Annotated in this window: 14 protein-coding genes; 11 read left to right on the top strand and 3 right to left on the bottom strand. The window is 37.0% G+C overall.

Annotation, left to right across the window (positions count from 1 at the left end):
* Nucleotides 1-42: 42 nt before the first annotated feature.
* Nucleotides 43-855, top strand: coding sequence for a HEAT repeat domain-containing protein (locus JI747_RS18680; protein ID WP_225690378.1), 813 nt, complete (start codon nt 43-45; stop codon nt 853-855).
* 90 nt (nt 856-945) lie between these two features.
* Here JI747_RS18680 and JI747_RS18675 read toward each other — a convergent pair whose 3' ends face one another.
* A complete protein-coding gene (locus tag JI747_RS18675; RefSeq protein ID WP_039367015.1) occupies nt 946-1,194 on the bottom strand; it encodes a NifU family protein in 249 nt (82 codons plus the stop codon).
* Nucleotides 1,195-1,212: 18 nt separating this feature from the next.
* Nucleotides 1,213-2,316 (bottom strand): Mrp/NBP35 family ATP-binding protein, encoded by a 1,104-nt coding sequence (locus tag JI747_RS18670; RefSeq protein ID WP_225690414.1) that lies wholly within the window; start codon nt 2,314-2,316, stop codon nt 1,213-1,215.
* A 129-nt stretch (nt 2,317-2,445) separates the two neighbouring features.
* On the opposite strand from JI747_RS18670, the gene JI747_RS18665 reads away from it, so the two are divergent.
* Entirely contained in the window at nt 2,446-5,247 is a 2,802-nt protein-coding gene (locus JI747_RS18665; RefSeq protein WP_225690377.1) for a GH92 family glycosyl hydrolase, read from the top strand.
* 83 nt (nt 5,248-5,330) lie between these two features.
* On the opposite strand, the gene JI747_RS18660 is transcribed toward JI747_RS18665, so the two are convergent.
* On the bottom strand, nt 5,331-6,161 hold the full coding sequence (locus JI747_RS18660) for a helix-turn-helix transcriptional regulator (protein WP_225690376.1): 831 nt from the start codon (nt 6,159-6,161) through the stop codon (nt 5,331-5,333).
* 252 nt (nt 6,162-6,413) lie between these two features.
* Here JI747_RS18660 and JI747_RS18655 point away from each other — a divergent pair, with 252 nt between their 5' ends.
* The 9 genes from JI747_RS18655 to JI747_RS18615 all read left to right on the top strand — a co-directional run bounded on the left by JI747_RS18655 (nt 6,414) and on the right by JI747_RS18615 (nt 14,147).
* Nucleotides 6,414-6,716, top strand: coding sequence for a DUF4870 domain-containing protein (locus JI747_RS18655; protein WP_317197633.1), 303 nt, complete (start codon nt 6,414-6,416; stop codon nt 6,714-6,716).
* Between the two features lie 12 nt (nt 6,717-6,728).
* Nucleotides 6,729-7,187 (top strand): hypothetical protein, encoded by a 459-nt coding sequence (locus JI747_RS18650; RefSeq protein WP_225690375.1) that lies wholly within the window; start codon nt 6,729-6,731, stop codon nt 7,185-7,187.
* Nucleotides 7,184-7,666 carry a hypothetical protein gene (locus JI747_RS18645; RefSeq protein WP_225690374.1) on the top strand — a complete coding sequence of 161 codons (483 nt, stop codon included), beginning with the start codon at nt 7,184-7,186 and terminating at the stop codon, nt 7,664-7,666. The genes JI747_RS18650 and JI747_RS18645 overlap by 4 nt, the downstream gene beginning before the upstream one ends.
* Before the next feature lie 491 nt (nt 7,667-8,157).
* Complete coding sequence (locus JI747_RS18640; protein WP_225690373.1) at nt 8,158-8,334, top strand: LapA family protein; 177 nt, start codon at nt 8,158-8,160, stop codon at nt 8,332-8,334.
* A 2-nt stretch (nt 8,335-8,336) separates the two neighbouring features.
* The gene (locus tag JI747_RS18635) at nt 8,337-8,909 is read left to right on the top strand and encodes a hypothetical protein (RefSeq protein ID WP_225690372.1); all 573 of its coding nucleotides are present in this window, start codon (nt 8,337-8,339) and stop codon (nt 8,907-8,909) included.
* Nucleotides 8,910-9,101: 192 nt separating this feature from the next.
* Nucleotides 9,102-9,482, top strand: a complete 381-nt coding sequence (locus JI747_RS18630; protein WP_225690371.1) for an HU family DNA-binding protein — start codon at nt 9,102-9,104, stop codon at nt 9,480-9,482.
* Nucleotides 9,483-9,613: 131 nt separating this feature from the next.
* Nucleotides 9,614-10,114 (top strand): hypothetical protein, encoded by a 501-nt coding sequence (locus JI747_RS18625; protein ID WP_225690370.1) that lies wholly within the window; start codon nt 9,614-9,616, stop codon nt 10,112-10,114.
* 150 nt (nt 10,115-10,264) lie between these two features.
* On the top strand, nt 10,265-10,864 hold the full coding sequence (locus JI747_RS18620; RefSeq protein ID WP_225690369.1) for a hypothetical protein: 600 nt from the start codon (nt 10,265-10,267) through the stop codon (nt 10,862-10,864).
* Between the two features lie 139 nt (nt 10,865-11,003).
* Entirely contained in the window at nt 11,004-14,147 is a 3,144-nt protein-coding gene (locus tag JI747_RS18615; RefSeq protein ID WP_225690368.1) for a DUF748 domain-containing protein, read from the top strand.
* Nucleotides 14,148-14,211: the final 64 nt, after the last annotated feature.

Here is a 14,211-nt window from a genome sequence, read left to right as displayed (position 1 = left end):
TAAAGTTTTTTTATTTTTACAGTAAATTTTAGCGATCAACAAATGTTTGCATCAGAAACCATTAAATTATTCGACAAAGCTTATCATGCAAAAACTAATAATAATTATTGGAATCAAATTTCAAAACTCAGAGGGTGTATTGATCAAGAAATGGTTTCCAACTGCTTTAAACTGATTGATTCAAAAGACCTCAAATATCAACAGACTGGAATTGATGTATTATCTCAATTAGGTAGCAATCGAAAAGCTTTTATCAGAAAAATGATAGATAAAATTTTCGAAATTCTTGAAATTACTGATAATGAAAAACTAATTACAACAGGTCTTTTTGCATTAGGTCACAATAATAAACATGTAAAAATCCGCCATCTTAAAAGCTTAAGAAAGTTTGTAAATTCTCAATCAACAGATATTCGATATGCTTTAACTTTTTCCTTGCTCGGAATTGAACAAAAAACAGCAATAAATATGCTTCTGGAACTGGCAAAGGACAAAAGTTTAAGAATACGAGATTGGGCAACTTTCGGTTTAGGAACACAGATCGAAACCGACAATGAGGAGATTAGAAATATTTTGTATAAAAATGCTTTATCAACGAATGATCAAATCAGACAGGAAGCTATAAAAGGGCTTGCAAATCGCAATGATGAAAGAGTTAATAAGCTTATCATAACCGAACTTCAAAAAGAAAATTTCGGAAGTCTGTTTTTTGACACTTTGCTAAATATCAAAAACGGAGAACAATATCTTCCATTGATAATTCAGATTTATGAAAAACATAAAGATAACAGAGATATTAATCCAAGTTGGTTAGCTGATTTAAAAAACTGCATTGAGGTTTTACAAAAAGAATAAGAGCCTTCTTAAAAATTTCTATCCACTCTAAATTCCAATAAAAAAAGACAGACCCAAAAGCCTGTCTTAAAAAATATATCGTCTTATTTTTTACTCTACATTCACTACCTTTTCAATTTCAGGAGCATGCTGTTTGATGGTATTTTCAACGCCTAATTTCAAAGTTGAGAAATTAAGAGAACACCCTGAACAGTTTCCTAAAAGTTTTACATATACTGTATTTTCCTTTACATCGATAAGCTCAATATCTCCCCCGTCTTTATTAAGGAACGGGCGAATGCTTTCCAACGCTTCCATTACTCTGGTTACAGTCTCTTCATGTGTTGTATTTATCTCCATATTTGGGTTTGGTTTTCTTTATTTTTTTGGTGAGCAACCCGCCATTGTCGTGATTTTCACGGCTTCAGTTGGTGGAAGGTTCTTATTTCTTTCCACAAGACTTTCTATCATTTTCTGTACAGTTCCTGTATAGATATCAGAAATTTTAGAATTTTCCTGTAATGCTGCAGGTCTTCCTACATCTCCCGCTTCTCTTATACTCTGGATCAATGGAATCTCTCCTAATACAGGAATTCCAAGATCATCTGCCAGATATTGTGCTCCCTGGTTTCCAAAGATATAATATTTATTTTCAGGTAACTCTTCCGGCGTGAAATAAGCCATATTTTCTACCAGTCCAAGTACCGGAATATTGATGCTTTCCATCTGGAACATTGCAATTCCTTTTCTTACGTCTGCCAAAGCAACGTGTTGAGGTGTACTTACGATGACCGCTCCTGTTACCGGAACTTCCTGAATAATAGACAAATGAATATCACCTGTTCCCGGAGGAAGGTCAATTAATAAAAAGTCAAGTTCTCCCCAAGCTGCATCTCTGATCATCTGGTTCAAAGCTTTTGAAGCCATAGGACCTCTCCATACTACCGCCTGATTTGCTCCTGAGAAATATCCGATAGAAAGCATTTTCACCCCGTAATTTTCGATAGGTTTCATCAGACTTTTCCCGTCAACTTCTACTGTAACTGGTTTTTCACCTTCCGTATCAAACATCGTAGGAACTGAAGGACCGTAGATATCTGCGTCTAGCAAACCTACTTTAAAGCCCATTTTTGCTAATGTTACTGCAATATTGGCAGAAACAGTAGACTTCCCTACTCCACCTTTTCCGGAAGCAATAGCAATGATATTTTTAATTCTCGGGATCTGTTTCCCTTTAATCTGGCTTTGCTGAATTTCGCTCGGCTCCGGTGAAACTATTTTAAGTTTTAAATTAATCTCTTCTCCAAATTCACTGGCAAAAGCCTGCTTCATTGCAGCTTCCAGTTTCTTTTTTTCGTGCATTGCCGGTGAATGAGCGGTCATATCAATATATACTTCCGTACCCATGATCTGTAGATTATTCACCAAGTCTTCTACTTCTATCTCTTTAAGGAAATCTTGTACCTTTTCTTTAGTCAACATAAAAAATAAATTGTCCACAAATTTACGGAAATTTTACCTATTTAGAATAAGTAAACTTACTGATAGATAAATTCTTTTGCAGAACAAAATTTTATAGTATTTTAGGGGAATTTTTAAACTTAAACCTGAATGAAAAAAGTAATATTCGTTCTTTTAGGATTAACAGCCCATAATTTGTTTGCACAAAATTATTCGCAATATGTAAATCCCTTTATAGGAACAGGCGGTCACGGACACACATTTCCCGGAGCCACAGTTCCGTTCGGAATGGTACAGCTTTCTCCCGATACACGAATTGACGGAAGCTGGGACGGATGCAGCGGGTATCACTACTCAGACTCTGTAATCTACGGATTTTCTCATACCCACCTGAACGGAACAGGAGTTTCCGATTACGGAGACATTATGCTGATGCCTACCATGGGAAAGCCAAGTCTGAACAGCAAAGACTATTCGTCAAAATTTTCTCATAAAAACGAAAAAGCTACATCGGGATTTTATGCCGTTAAATTAGATAAGAATAATATTGATGTCCGTTTAACCACTACAAAAAGAGTCGGTTATCACGAATACACATTTAATAATGCAGGAGATGCCAATATTATTTTAGATTTAAATCACAGAGATAAACTGCTTGAAGGAGAGGTAAAAATCATCGACAACAAAACGATCGAGGTTTTCCGAAGAAGCGAAGCCTGGGCAACCAATCAATACATTTACGCCCGAATTGAATTTTCTAAACCCATGAAGATCTCTAAAAAAGAGGCGAATGGAAAGAACGAGAACAACCTGTACTCAGGAACCGAGCTTGCTTTAGCATTTTCCACTGCAGTGAAAAAAGGAGAAAAAATCAGTGTAAAAGTTTCAATTTCTCCGACAGGCTATGAAGGCGCAGAAAAAAATATGCTGGCAGAAGGAAAGTCCAACGATTTTGCGGCAGTACAGAAACAAGCCGTTGCAGACTGGGACAAAGAATTATCAAAAATTGAAGTAAAATCTGGTGATAAGGATAAACTTTCGGTTTTCTATACGGCGATGTACCATGTATTTACTCAACCTAATATCAATATGGATGTGGACGGACAGTACAGAGGAAGAGACAATAAGCTGTATTATGCTAAAGATTTCGATTATTACACGGTTTTCTCTCTTTGGGATACTTTCAGAGGAGCGCATCCTTTAATGACTTTAATTGAAAGAAAAAGAACGGCAGATTTCATCAATACCTTCATCAAACAATATGAACAGGGCGGAAAACTTCCGGTTTGGGAACTGGCTTCCAACGAAACAGAATGTATGATCGGATACCACGCAGTTTCTGTAATTGCTGATGCAATGGCAAAAGGAATCACAGGTTTTGATTATGAAAAAGCATTTCAGGCTTCAAAGAACTCGGCAATGCTTGATATTTTTGGGTTAAATGCTTACAAAAACAACAACTACATCAGCATCGATGATGAACACGAAAGTGTTTCCAAAACAGTGGAATATGCTTATGACGACTGGTGCATCGCCCAAATGGCTAAGATTTTAGGCAAAAAAGAAGATTACCAGTATTTCATGAAACGTTCTCAGAACTGGAAAAACCTGTACAATCCAAAGAACGGATTTATGCAGCCCAGAAAGAACGGAAACTGGTATGAGCCTTTCGAGCCGAGAGAAGTTAATAACAATTATACAGAGGGAAATTCTTGGCACTACTCCTACTCTGTTCAGCAGGATATTCCCGGTTTGATCGCCGCTCACGGAGGAAAGGAAAAATTTGAACAGTTCATTGATGCTATTTTCTCTGCTCCTGATATCACAACAGGTAGAGAACAGGTAGATATAACAGGTCTGATCGGGCAATATGCACAAGGAAATGAGCCAAGTCACCACATCGCCTATCTTTATAATTATGTAGGAAAACCTGAAAAAACAGACGCAAAAATCAAATACATCCTTGATAACTATTACAAAAATACTCCGGACGGGCTGATCGGAAATGAAGATTGCGGGCAAATGAGTGCGTGGTATATTTTAAGTTCAATGGGAATTTATTCTGTAACTCCTGGATTACCAGAATGGCAGACAACAAAACCTTATTTTGATGAGGTGAAGATTCATCTGGAAGACGGAACCACAAAAACTATTACAAAGAATACTTCGAAAGAAGAATTGAAACGTTTAGGCTTTGAAAATATAAAACCCATCAAAGATCCTTCTTACATAGAGCAAACCGCTTCCCCCGTTATTGCAGCAGACCGACTTTTCGACTTTACTACAAAAGTGGAGATCACTCCTTTAAATGAGAAGGATAAGATCTACTACATGACCCTGGATGATGATGATAAAAATGTAAGAAAAACCTTTAAAGCTTATAAAGAGCCATTTACCATTAACAAGACCACACAGGTTTCTGCATATGCTGAAAGAAACGGAGAAAAAAGCTCGATCACTACATCTTTCTTCAATAAACGTCCTAACCACTGGAACATCACCATCAATTCTAAAGTGAATCCTCAGTATACTGCAGGTGGAAAATTTGCTTTAATTGACGGAATCAACGGAACGACCAACTGGAGAAAAGGAGAATGGCAGGGCTATCAGGGACAAACGGTGGAAACTATTATTGATTTCATCTCTCCCCAACAAATCAAACATCTTTCTTCTACCTATCTTCAGGACAGCAGAGCATGGATTTTGATGCCTTCAAAAGTAGAATATTATGCATCTATGGATGGTAAAACATATATTTTACTTAAGACATTGGAAAATACACTTGATCCTAAAGACGAAAAAGTGCAGATCAAAGATTTTGAAACAGACGTTCTGCCTACCGAAGCACGATATGTAAAAGTAAAAGCCTATCACTATGGAAAACTTCCTGCATGGCATCAGGGAGCAGGCGGAGATGCTTATGTTTTTATAGATGAGATCTCTGTAAAATAAATACTTTACTGATAAGTAAAAAGCAGCGTTTCGGAAATTCCGAAGCGCTGTTTTTTGTATGATTTTGCTTTTATTTAAGACTTTTATTTTATACTTTTCAGGTAATTGATCAAATCGGTTTCAGAATCCAGTCCGAATTTTTGCTTTAATCGGTATTTGGTCATCCGTACACTTTTGGCTTCTACGTTCAAAATAGAGGCAATCTGCTTTGTATCCATTCCCAAATACAGATAGGCACAATATTTCTGGTCTAATGAAGTAAGCCTTTGAACAGCATTTTTGTTCAGGTTCCTGAAAAAATCTGGATGCATTTCTTGGATCTGGTACTTTGATTTCTCAAATTCGTTATCCATACGACTTTCATCCCTCAATATCTTATAGATATTTATCATCTCCTGTTGAGATAACTTTTCCTGAAGCTGAAGCAGTACATTATTTTTATGTTGCAGTTGCAGTTGGTTGGCCATCACCTCATCAGTCAGTTTTTGTTGTTGCAGAATCATTAAAGCTTGTTCTGCTCTTAACCTTGCCTGTTCTTCCTGTTCATATTTTATCTGCAAAGCTGCTTCCTTCTTTTCAGCAATGAGTTGTTTCTCCCGTGCCAAGGAATACCGGAGACTAAGATGATAAAAACGGAACAAGACTAAAGCTCCCAATGTACCAACTCCAATCAAAGCAATAAGAAGAGATTTCTGCTTCCTCTGGCTATCAGCTTTTTCTTGGAGAACCATCATTCTTTGCTCCTTTTCATTGAAGTCTAATGTTTGTTGAACATGAAATGCTTTTTTAGTTTGCTGCTGAAGAGCCACAGAACCATTCTTTGTCAGATGTTGAAGATCACCAACACTACTCTGCTGTGCCCATCCCAATGAGAAGCACCCAAGCCATAACAGAACACCTATGATTTTCTTCATCTTACAAATGTACAAAAGCAGTACCTCTCATATACATCCCACAAGAACGCTATCTATACTTTTTCACATAAACAACTAAATATCAGTTAATTTTAGAAAAAGTGTAGTCATTTTGTAGTCCCCCTCAAATGTACTCTGTGGGGATTTTGAGTGTCTGAAAATTATATTACAAAACATTGTACAGGTAATTTTGTCATTTAAAATCTTTCTTAAATAAAATCAGAAAAAAAATGAACAACAAAACATTATCTATTGTATCCTAGCATTACACTGATTGGATGGCTTATTTCTTACTTCAGTGGCAAAGAGCAGGCCGACAGTCTTTTAAAATACCATTTGAAGCAATCATTGGGGTTGGCAATAGTCAGTATTGCTTTTAATATCATTCTAAGCATACTGATCACAATCATTCCGGCCTTAGCCATTTTAGGACTTATTGGTTTGGTATTCTTCATATTGTTCATCATCGGAATAGTGAATGCGGCAAATGGAGCAGAAAAGCCTCTACCCCTCATAGGGAAAATGTTTGAAAATAAGTTTTCTTTCATTGGCTAATGAAATCAGACCATGGAAACGTATCATTTTTTCAGCATAAGCAGTCCGAATGTCTACCGGAGAAAAAGCTCTGATTGGCAGTATATTATTATCACATCATTATTATTTGCTCTAGCCATCTGGTTTTTCTTGATAAAAGGACCACAGACTGAAGCATATATCTTTGCCGGAATAATGCTGATATTCGGTTGCATTTTTCTCTCCCGGACATTCAGCAGTTTAGTTATTGATATCAACAATCAGACGATCATTCAGAAACCCGGGCTACTTTTTGCCAAGCAGAAAATCGCTTTTTCAGATATTCAACACTTTAGTATCAGCAACAGAATCTATGTATTGATACTGATTTCATCCGCTTATGCCATTGTTACTCATCAATCTTCACCCGTATTATTGGGACAAAGCTTTATGAATTCAAGAAACTCAGAAGTATTATTGTTGGAAACTGAAAAAATAATGGGAAGGCGATGAAAGAACAAATGATGTATTGGCAAAACGGAAATCTTATAGTAACCCCTAACAAATGCTATGCATCCAAAGCTATCGGGGGAATGATAACAGGTCTGTGCTTTGGGGTCTTATCCGGCTATCTTGCTTTTCATTTCCAAGATTTTTGGCAACTGCCCTTTGCTATTGGTATTGGGCTGATGGGAATCGCTGCTTTATACAAATTTTTTAGTGCCGATATCCGGGTACTCATCCCCAGAAATGATGCAGCACTTGTTATAAGCTTTGGGATCTATTTCAAACGTAATATAGGCTTAAAAGATGAAATGGTAATTGTACAAAATGCGCTGAATGGCAGGTCTTATTTTGCCATTGCCAACAAAAGTAATCCCTATGGAAGATCTTATCAGATCAGCCCTTTTCTCAGTCATAAAAAGAGAAGAAAAGTATTTGAAAAAGAAGTATTACCAGTTATAGAAGAACAACTGAAACGAAACGACTAATATGCTCTACAAATTGCTGCTACCGGATGGAAATACTTACAGGATAAAAAATTCCGTTTCACTGCTCCATGTCATCCTTATTTTATGGTTATTTATCGGGATTGTCATCATAGTGTACAGTGAGTATACCAAAACCGGTATCAGCATTATTGCTTTTATTTGGTTGCTGGTAGTATTGATTTGGGTACGACCATCCAAAACAAGGATCCTACCTTCCGAGCAAATCATACGGATAGATACCGGTGTTCGGGGAAAGGAACCTTTGCAATATCACTTCTCCGATTTCGAAGGTTTTGAAATTCAGACCGTCTATTATATGCGTATTCCAGTTAATACCGAGCTTTTTGTTCGGTTCAACATTAACGGCTCGAGTCATCGCCATGTATTGGGACAATCATTCGGACGAAAAAGAATGCAACAGCTTTGCAATGAATTAGAAACTGTTTTTCAACAAGATACCTAATGATCATTTAAATCTTAAAATTAATACTATGAAAAAAGCAATCGGTATTTTTCTCATTCTCATTGGAGTTTCACTTGTGTTTATCCTGAAAGTTGGTCCCTCCCAAGAAACTAATTTTCTGTTTACTTATGGTGACTGGCCATTGATTGTTGGAGGGTTGATCTGTCTTATTCCCGGTCTTATTATTTACAATAAAAACAGATAAGTATGAAAAGAATCATTTTATTTTTAATGCTTTCCTTATTACTATCTCTGAATTCCTGTGGATTGGGCGACAAAAGTTATCCTGAAGAAGTATTTGAAAAAGTAAAACTGAACAGCAACAAAATTCCAGATGGTTTCAGGAAACATTTTACTGAGATAAGGGCACATCTTAAAGCAGGAAATCTGGTGATCGTTACCCCGCAAAATGAAGTAAAAAAGGTAAATGCAACAGAATATGTAGCCAATCATTACGTTCACTTATTTGATGACGACATTATTGCTGTACAGGAGCTGAAACCTGATAAGGAAACCAAAGATATACTAGCTGCCGCTCTGGATATGTTCCGATATGCGGATGATATTTACAAAACCGATTTCCCGCGGATCGCCAAAATGATTGACGACAAAAAGCCGGATCAAGAAATTGATGCGGCCATTGATGAGCTGGACAGGACCAAAGGCCCCATTCTAGATAAGAAGTATGATAAAGTACATTATATGATACTTCCCTATGCCGACAAGCACGGTGTAAAATATAAAATACTGGAAACTCCCGCTCCTCTGAATGATCAATAAAAATATAATGCTTCCGGATCAATAATTCATCTGCTCAAAAGGCAGAGCAGAGTTTACAAAAAGCTCAAGAGGTTTTTGCAGAAAGCTCAAGTGCTTTTTAAGAAATGGACAGGTGCTTTTCAGAACACCTGAAGAAATGTAGAATACACCTTTCAATACAAAAAGAAAATTAACCTTTTAAAATCTGAAACAATGCCTATTAAATTTAAAACCCAACAAAAGAAAAACCCCAGAGACCTTAATGCCCCTGCCAAATGGTATGCTTCAACGATCGGCGACGGCGAAACCACGTTCAGCGATCTTGCCCAGTACGCTTCGGAAGTCTCTACCGTATCTAAAGCCGACATTCTCGCCGTACTGGAATCCTGCTTCACAAAGGTGACCAAAGATCTTTCTGATGGAAAAATAGTACGTGTAGGCGAATATTTTACCCTGCAAATGAGCATATCCAGCGATCCTGCCGACACAGAAGCCGAAGTAACGGCAGCCAAGATCAGAAAAAGCAAAATCAACTTCCGCCCCGGCAAAATGCTGTCTGATATGATAAAACTTGCAACATATCAGAAGAAATAAGGGAAAAGATCAGGATTACCGCCTGACTCCAGGCAACAAAAAAACGGCATCCATTCCTGGGAATGGGAAGGCCAGCAAAGGATAGAAACCCATACAATAGATTCCGAATGAAATAGATAAACAACCATGAAATGAGTATCAAAGATAAACTAAAGGTAGAGATCACACCGGATTCTATCTCTCTGCAACCCCACCTAATGCAAGCATCCAATCTGCTTTGGGATGCTGCCGGTATTATAGCAATGCTCATGGGCTGGCTCTTATTTCAGGAAAAACTAGGGAAAGGGGCCCTTATCTTTTTCCAGATTATCATAGCCAGCCTTCTCATTCATCTATTGGCCCGCCTTCTTTACTGCATCCATTTCCGGTATATTTTTGATATGTATACCCGTTCTGTGTACCGGAAAAATCTGTTTGGGAAAAGACGGAGGCTGATGAGTTTTGATGAAGCCGTCATATTTACCAAGTATGAATCCAACGACTGGCATTACAGTCTGGGGATCAGGAAAAAACAGTTTTTGAAGAACTACCAGATCAGTCCGGATTTCAGTTCCGGAATAAACTCACTAAAGCGTTCCGAAGAATATGAAAAAGAGGTTTTGGCTCCGATCTTGGAATTGTTGGAATTGTAAATTATTCCGTTGAGTTTTATCTTATAAAACCACAGGGCTTTTGAGCAAACGCCCATGAAGAAAAAAAAAAACTACAATTAAGTATTTAATTTCAAAACACTTACACCTAAAACAGTAAAATATAATTATTAGATTAAAAAACACATACTGATGAAAAGAATTTTCAGCGTCCTCTTGCTATTGGTGCTTGTTGGAATACAAGCCCAAACCAAATATTTTCCACAAGTTTTTTTCGATAAAAACAAGGCGCAAGAACAGATTAATTATGGAAAATCAACCCTTATGGGAGTGGCCTCTACCAAGCAAAAAAACGAGTTTGGTTTCAAACCTCCTTTAGGCAAAAAGCTTTATCCAGCCGAAGGAACAGTCGTAATGCTTTTTCCTGTAACACCTTATTTCGAAGAATTTTACGCTTTGAGAAAAAAGTACGAAAAAAAACCAGGACACACTGTTTATATGTCCGAAGAAGCTTTTAAATACAGAATCGAAACGCTTACTGGTCCCAAAGGAACTTTCACTTTTGAACGTCTAAAACCTGGAAAATATTATTTGGAAACCATCGTCGATTTTACAGCGAAAGGCTCTTATACAGAGCAAACTGCGCGCACAGATACCTATAACGGCTACGGAAACTTTTTATACTCTACTCCCGTCTATCAAACGTTTTTCTACAACTATGCCGCTGCCAACCGGGAAAGTAAGTTCATCGAAATAAAAGCTGATGGAGAACTAAAGGAGATCAATCTTTAAGAAACTTTAAAAGAACAGCTCTCTCTTAAATTTATTCCTTAGAAATTCATAAATTTATCTATAAATGACCGATGTTAGTCGAAAACATTTCGTTTTCCTCTTCTTTATCAGTTATTTTGTATATTGATATAAAGACATTATGAAGAAGGAAAAAACAAAAGTTTCCGTTTTATCCAAGATTCTTAAAATTTCGGGAATAAGTATAGGCAGCATTGCTTTGATCCTGTACATTTCTCCTTATTTTTTTAAGGATACAATAAACAGTGGAATAAAGGAAGTTTCTAAAAGCTATATAAAAACCAATGTAGATTTCAAGGATCTGAATATTTCTTTCTTTACCCATTTCCCTAATCTTACAGTTACCCTTACCAATTCTTCCGTAAAAGGCAATAGCCCTTTTCAGACGGAAAATCTGATTGATGCGAAAGAAATTGGATTAGGAGTAGATATTACCAGTCTTTTTGATGACAAGATCATTTTCAACAAGCTCTATATTGAAAATGCAAATATCCGGATGAAGGTAGACAGCTTGGGAAGGAATAACTTTGACATTCTGATCTCTGAAGAGGACGCTAAGGAGAAAAATGATTCTAAACTGGCTCTGGCGCTACAAAACTTCAGAATTTCCAATTCTAATTTTATTTATGATGACCAAATGAGTAAAACTCATCTGAAACTGGATAATTTAGAATATGATGGTATTATCGATCTCTCCAATGATATCCTGAGCTTAAATGCCACTACGGAAATTAAGAACACCCTTTTTAAGCTAGATAAAGATGTATGGGTTAAAAATCTGCCGTTGAAAGGAAAGATCAACACAAAGATCAATATCAATCAGTTAGGATTTTATTTCACAGACAATCCTTTAGTTTTAGGAGGGTTTCCGTTCAATCTTCAGGGTAGCTTAAAAATGCCGGACGCGCAGCAGGTTTATGATCTAAAAATAACCACTAAGAATGCTGACTTGAAAGCGATACCCGCTATCATTCCGGAAGCTTACCAGGACTATGCAAAACAGGTTGAAATGAAAGGAAAAACCGATCTTTTGTTCACCATGAAAGGGATTTTGGATGCTTCGAAAAAGCAGAGTCCGGATATTCATATTGAAGCCAATATCAATAACGGATTTTTCAATTATCAGAAATCTAAATCTCCAATTAATAATTTAAGTTTAACCTCTCTCATAGACATTCCGGCTCTGGATCCCAACCGATTAAAAGTAAAGGTAAATGAACTTGATTTCAGCTTATTAAACGGCTATACAAGAACCAATTTTGTTTTTGAAAACGGTTCTACCCTATTTTCTGAGGGCACAATTGATTCAAACGTTAACCTTGAAGCTTTAAAGAATGCTACGGGATACAAAAAAATTGATGCAAAAGGAAATCTTAAGCTGAACGGAAACTGGAAAGGTTTCATTTCTACTTCTGCGAAAAACAAGCTACAAAAAGTTCCGTTATTTGATTTAAAAGCTGACCTGAAAGACGGCTATTTCAAGATGAGGGAAATGCCTGCCGCTTTGGATCATATCAATTTGGACATGACTGCTCACAATACGGATGGCAATTTTAAAAATACCGCAGTTCTAGTTCATAATATTGATGCTAAAGCACTGGACAATTATGCAAAAGGAAAAATTGAAGTAAAAAATTTAAACAACTATCCTATTGATGCTGATTTTACTGCAAAGATCCACCTTCAGGACATTTATAAAATTTATCCATTAAAAGGCATTGATCTTCGCGGTGATCTTTTTGTGAAGTCTAAAGCCGTAGGAACCTATGAACCTAAACGTAAGAGAGTTCCTGTAAGCAACAGTATTTTATCCCTGAAAAACGGTTTTATAAAGTTCGACGATTATCCTGAACTTCCTTTAGAAAACATCAACGTAGAAACTCATGTAAAAAGCGGAAGAGGTTCTTTCAGCGATCTGGATATTAGTGTACTTCCTATTTCGTTTACACTGGCAGGAAAACCGTTCACTGTAAAGGCTAATCTGAAGAATCTCAATAATCTTAATTACAGACTGCATTCTAAGGGACAGCTTAATCTCGGCGACCTTTACAAGCTCTTCCCTATTGAAGGGTTGGATATTAACGGGGTTGTTTCCACCGATGTAGGATTGAAGGGCCAGAACGGGGCTGCTTTGGATAATATTCAGAACAGAGGTTTTGTAAAAATTGAGAACATCACTATCCATTCGAAGTTTTTCCCAAGCAATTTTGTGGTCAAAGAAGGTCTGTTTAAGCTGAACGGAAGCCAGCTGACATTTGAAGATGTAAAAGCCCGTTACAAAAAGAATGTATTTGTTTTTAACGGAAGTGTATCGAATTATATTAATTATATCTTAAAAGACCAGAATCTAAGCGGAAGCATCAATTTTACTTCCAAAAAGGTAAATATTGATGATTTTATGGCGTATAATTCCGGAGAATCCTCTAATTCCACTTCTGCGGAAGATGGTGTTATTCTGCTTCCTAAGAATCTCGACATTACCATCAACGGAGCTGCCAACGAAATTTTATTTAAGGATATTAAGCTGAATAGCTTTAAAGGGAATCTTGCTTTAAAAAACGGAAATCTGGCACTTAATGAAACCGAGTTCGGAATGATCGGCTCGACCTTCAATGCTGACGGAACTTATTTCCCGATCAATGCTAAGAAGGCAAAATTCAGCATCAATACGAAAGCGAAAAACTTTGATATTCAGAGAGCGTATAAAGAGATTACATTATTCAGAGAAATGGTGGCCGCCGCAGAAAAAGCACACGGGAAAGTTTCTCTGGATTATCATCTGGAAGGGGATCTGGGAGCTGATTTCTTCCCAAGACTGAAGACCATAAAGGGAGAAGGTATTTTAACACTGGAAGATATTCAGTTCTATGGCTTCAAGGTTTTCAACTCTGTGGCTGAGAAAACCTCAACCAATGCATTGCACGATGCAAAAGTGAATAAGGTTGATATTAAAACAACGATCAAAGACAATGTGATTTCTATAGAAAGAACCAAGTTTAAAATTGCAGGTTTCCGCCCGAGGATTGAAGGACAGGTAAGTCTGGACGGCTATATCAACGTTGGAATGCGACTGGGGCTTCCTCCTTTCGGGATCATTGGTATTCCGATCAAAATCACAGGACCTTCGGATACTTTTAAGGTAGAAACCGGAAAATATCAGAAAGAAGACCTCAATGAAACTGATGATGATTACAATGATTATCAAAAATCTTTAGAGGAAGAGGCTGCTAAAAAGGCTGAAGCTGAAAAAGCAACTGCCAAATAAAAGATAAAAAAATCCCCATCAAATGATGGGGACTTCTATTTAAAGCACTCCTGCTTCGGTACAA

Source organism: Chryseobacterium tagetis, from assembly GCF_016735585.2.
GTDB classification, from domain to species: Bacteria; Bacteroidota; Bacteroidia; order Flavobacteriales; family Weeksellaceae; genus Chryseobacterium; species Chryseobacterium tagetis.
This window is presented reverse-complemented; position numbering and strand designations above follow the sequence as displayed.

What these genes read in the sequence shown, in the direction of transcription:
- JI747_RS18620 (WP_225690369.1), top strand. Translation starts at nt 10,265, where the DNA reads ATGAAAAGAATTTTCAGCGTCCTCTTGCTATTGGTGCTTGTTGGAATA.
- JI747_RS18650 (WP_225690375.1), top strand. Translation starts at nt 6,729, where the DNA reads ATGGAAACGTATCATTTTTTCAGCATAAGCAGTCCGAATGTCTACCGG.
- JI747_RS18625 (WP_225690370.1), top strand. Translation starts at nt 9,614, where the DNA reads ATGAGTATCAAAGATAAACTAAAGGTAGAGATCACACCGGATTCTATC.
- JI747_RS18665 (WP_225690377.1), top strand. Translation starts at nt 2,446, where the DNA reads ATGAAAAAAGTAATATTCGTTCTTTTAGGATTAACAGCCCATAATTTG.
- JI747_RS18670 (WP_225690414.1), bottom strand. Translation starts at nt 2,316, where the DNA reads ATGTTGACTAAAGAAAAGGTACAAGATTTCCTTAAAGAGATAGAAGTA.
- JI747_RS18635 (WP_225690372.1), top strand. Translation starts at nt 8,337, where the DNA reads ATGAAAAGAATCATTTTATTTTTAATGCTTTCCTTATTACTATCTCTG.
- JI747_RS18675 (WP_039367015.1), bottom strand. Translation starts at nt 1,194, where the DNA reads ATGGAGATAAATACAACACATGAAGAGACTGTAACCAGAGTAATGGAA.
- JI747_RS18615 (WP_225690368.1), top strand. Translation starts at nt 11,004, where the DNA reads ATGAAGAAGGAAAAAACAAAAGTTTCCGTTTTATCCAAGATTCTTAAA.
- JI747_RS18680 (WP_225690378.1), top strand. Translation starts at nt 43, where the DNA reads ATGTTTGCATCAGAAACCATTAAATTATTCGACAAAGCTTATCATGCA.
- JI747_RS18640 (WP_225690373.1), top strand. Translation starts at nt 8,158, where the DNA reads ATGAAAAAAGCAATCGGTATTTTTCTCATTCTCATTGGAGTTTCACTT.
- JI747_RS18630 (WP_225690371.1), top strand. Translation starts at nt 9,102, where the DNA reads ATGCCTATTAAATTTAAAACCCAACAAAAGAAAAACCCCAGAGACCTT.
- JI747_RS18645 (WP_225690374.1), top strand. Translation starts at nt 7,184, where the DNA reads ATGAAAGAACAAATGATGTATTGGCAAAACGGAAATCTTATAGTAACC.
- JI747_RS18660 (WP_225690376.1), bottom strand. Translation starts at nt 6,161, where the DNA reads ATGAAGAAAATCATAGGTGTTCTGTTATGGCTTGGGTGCTTCTCATTG.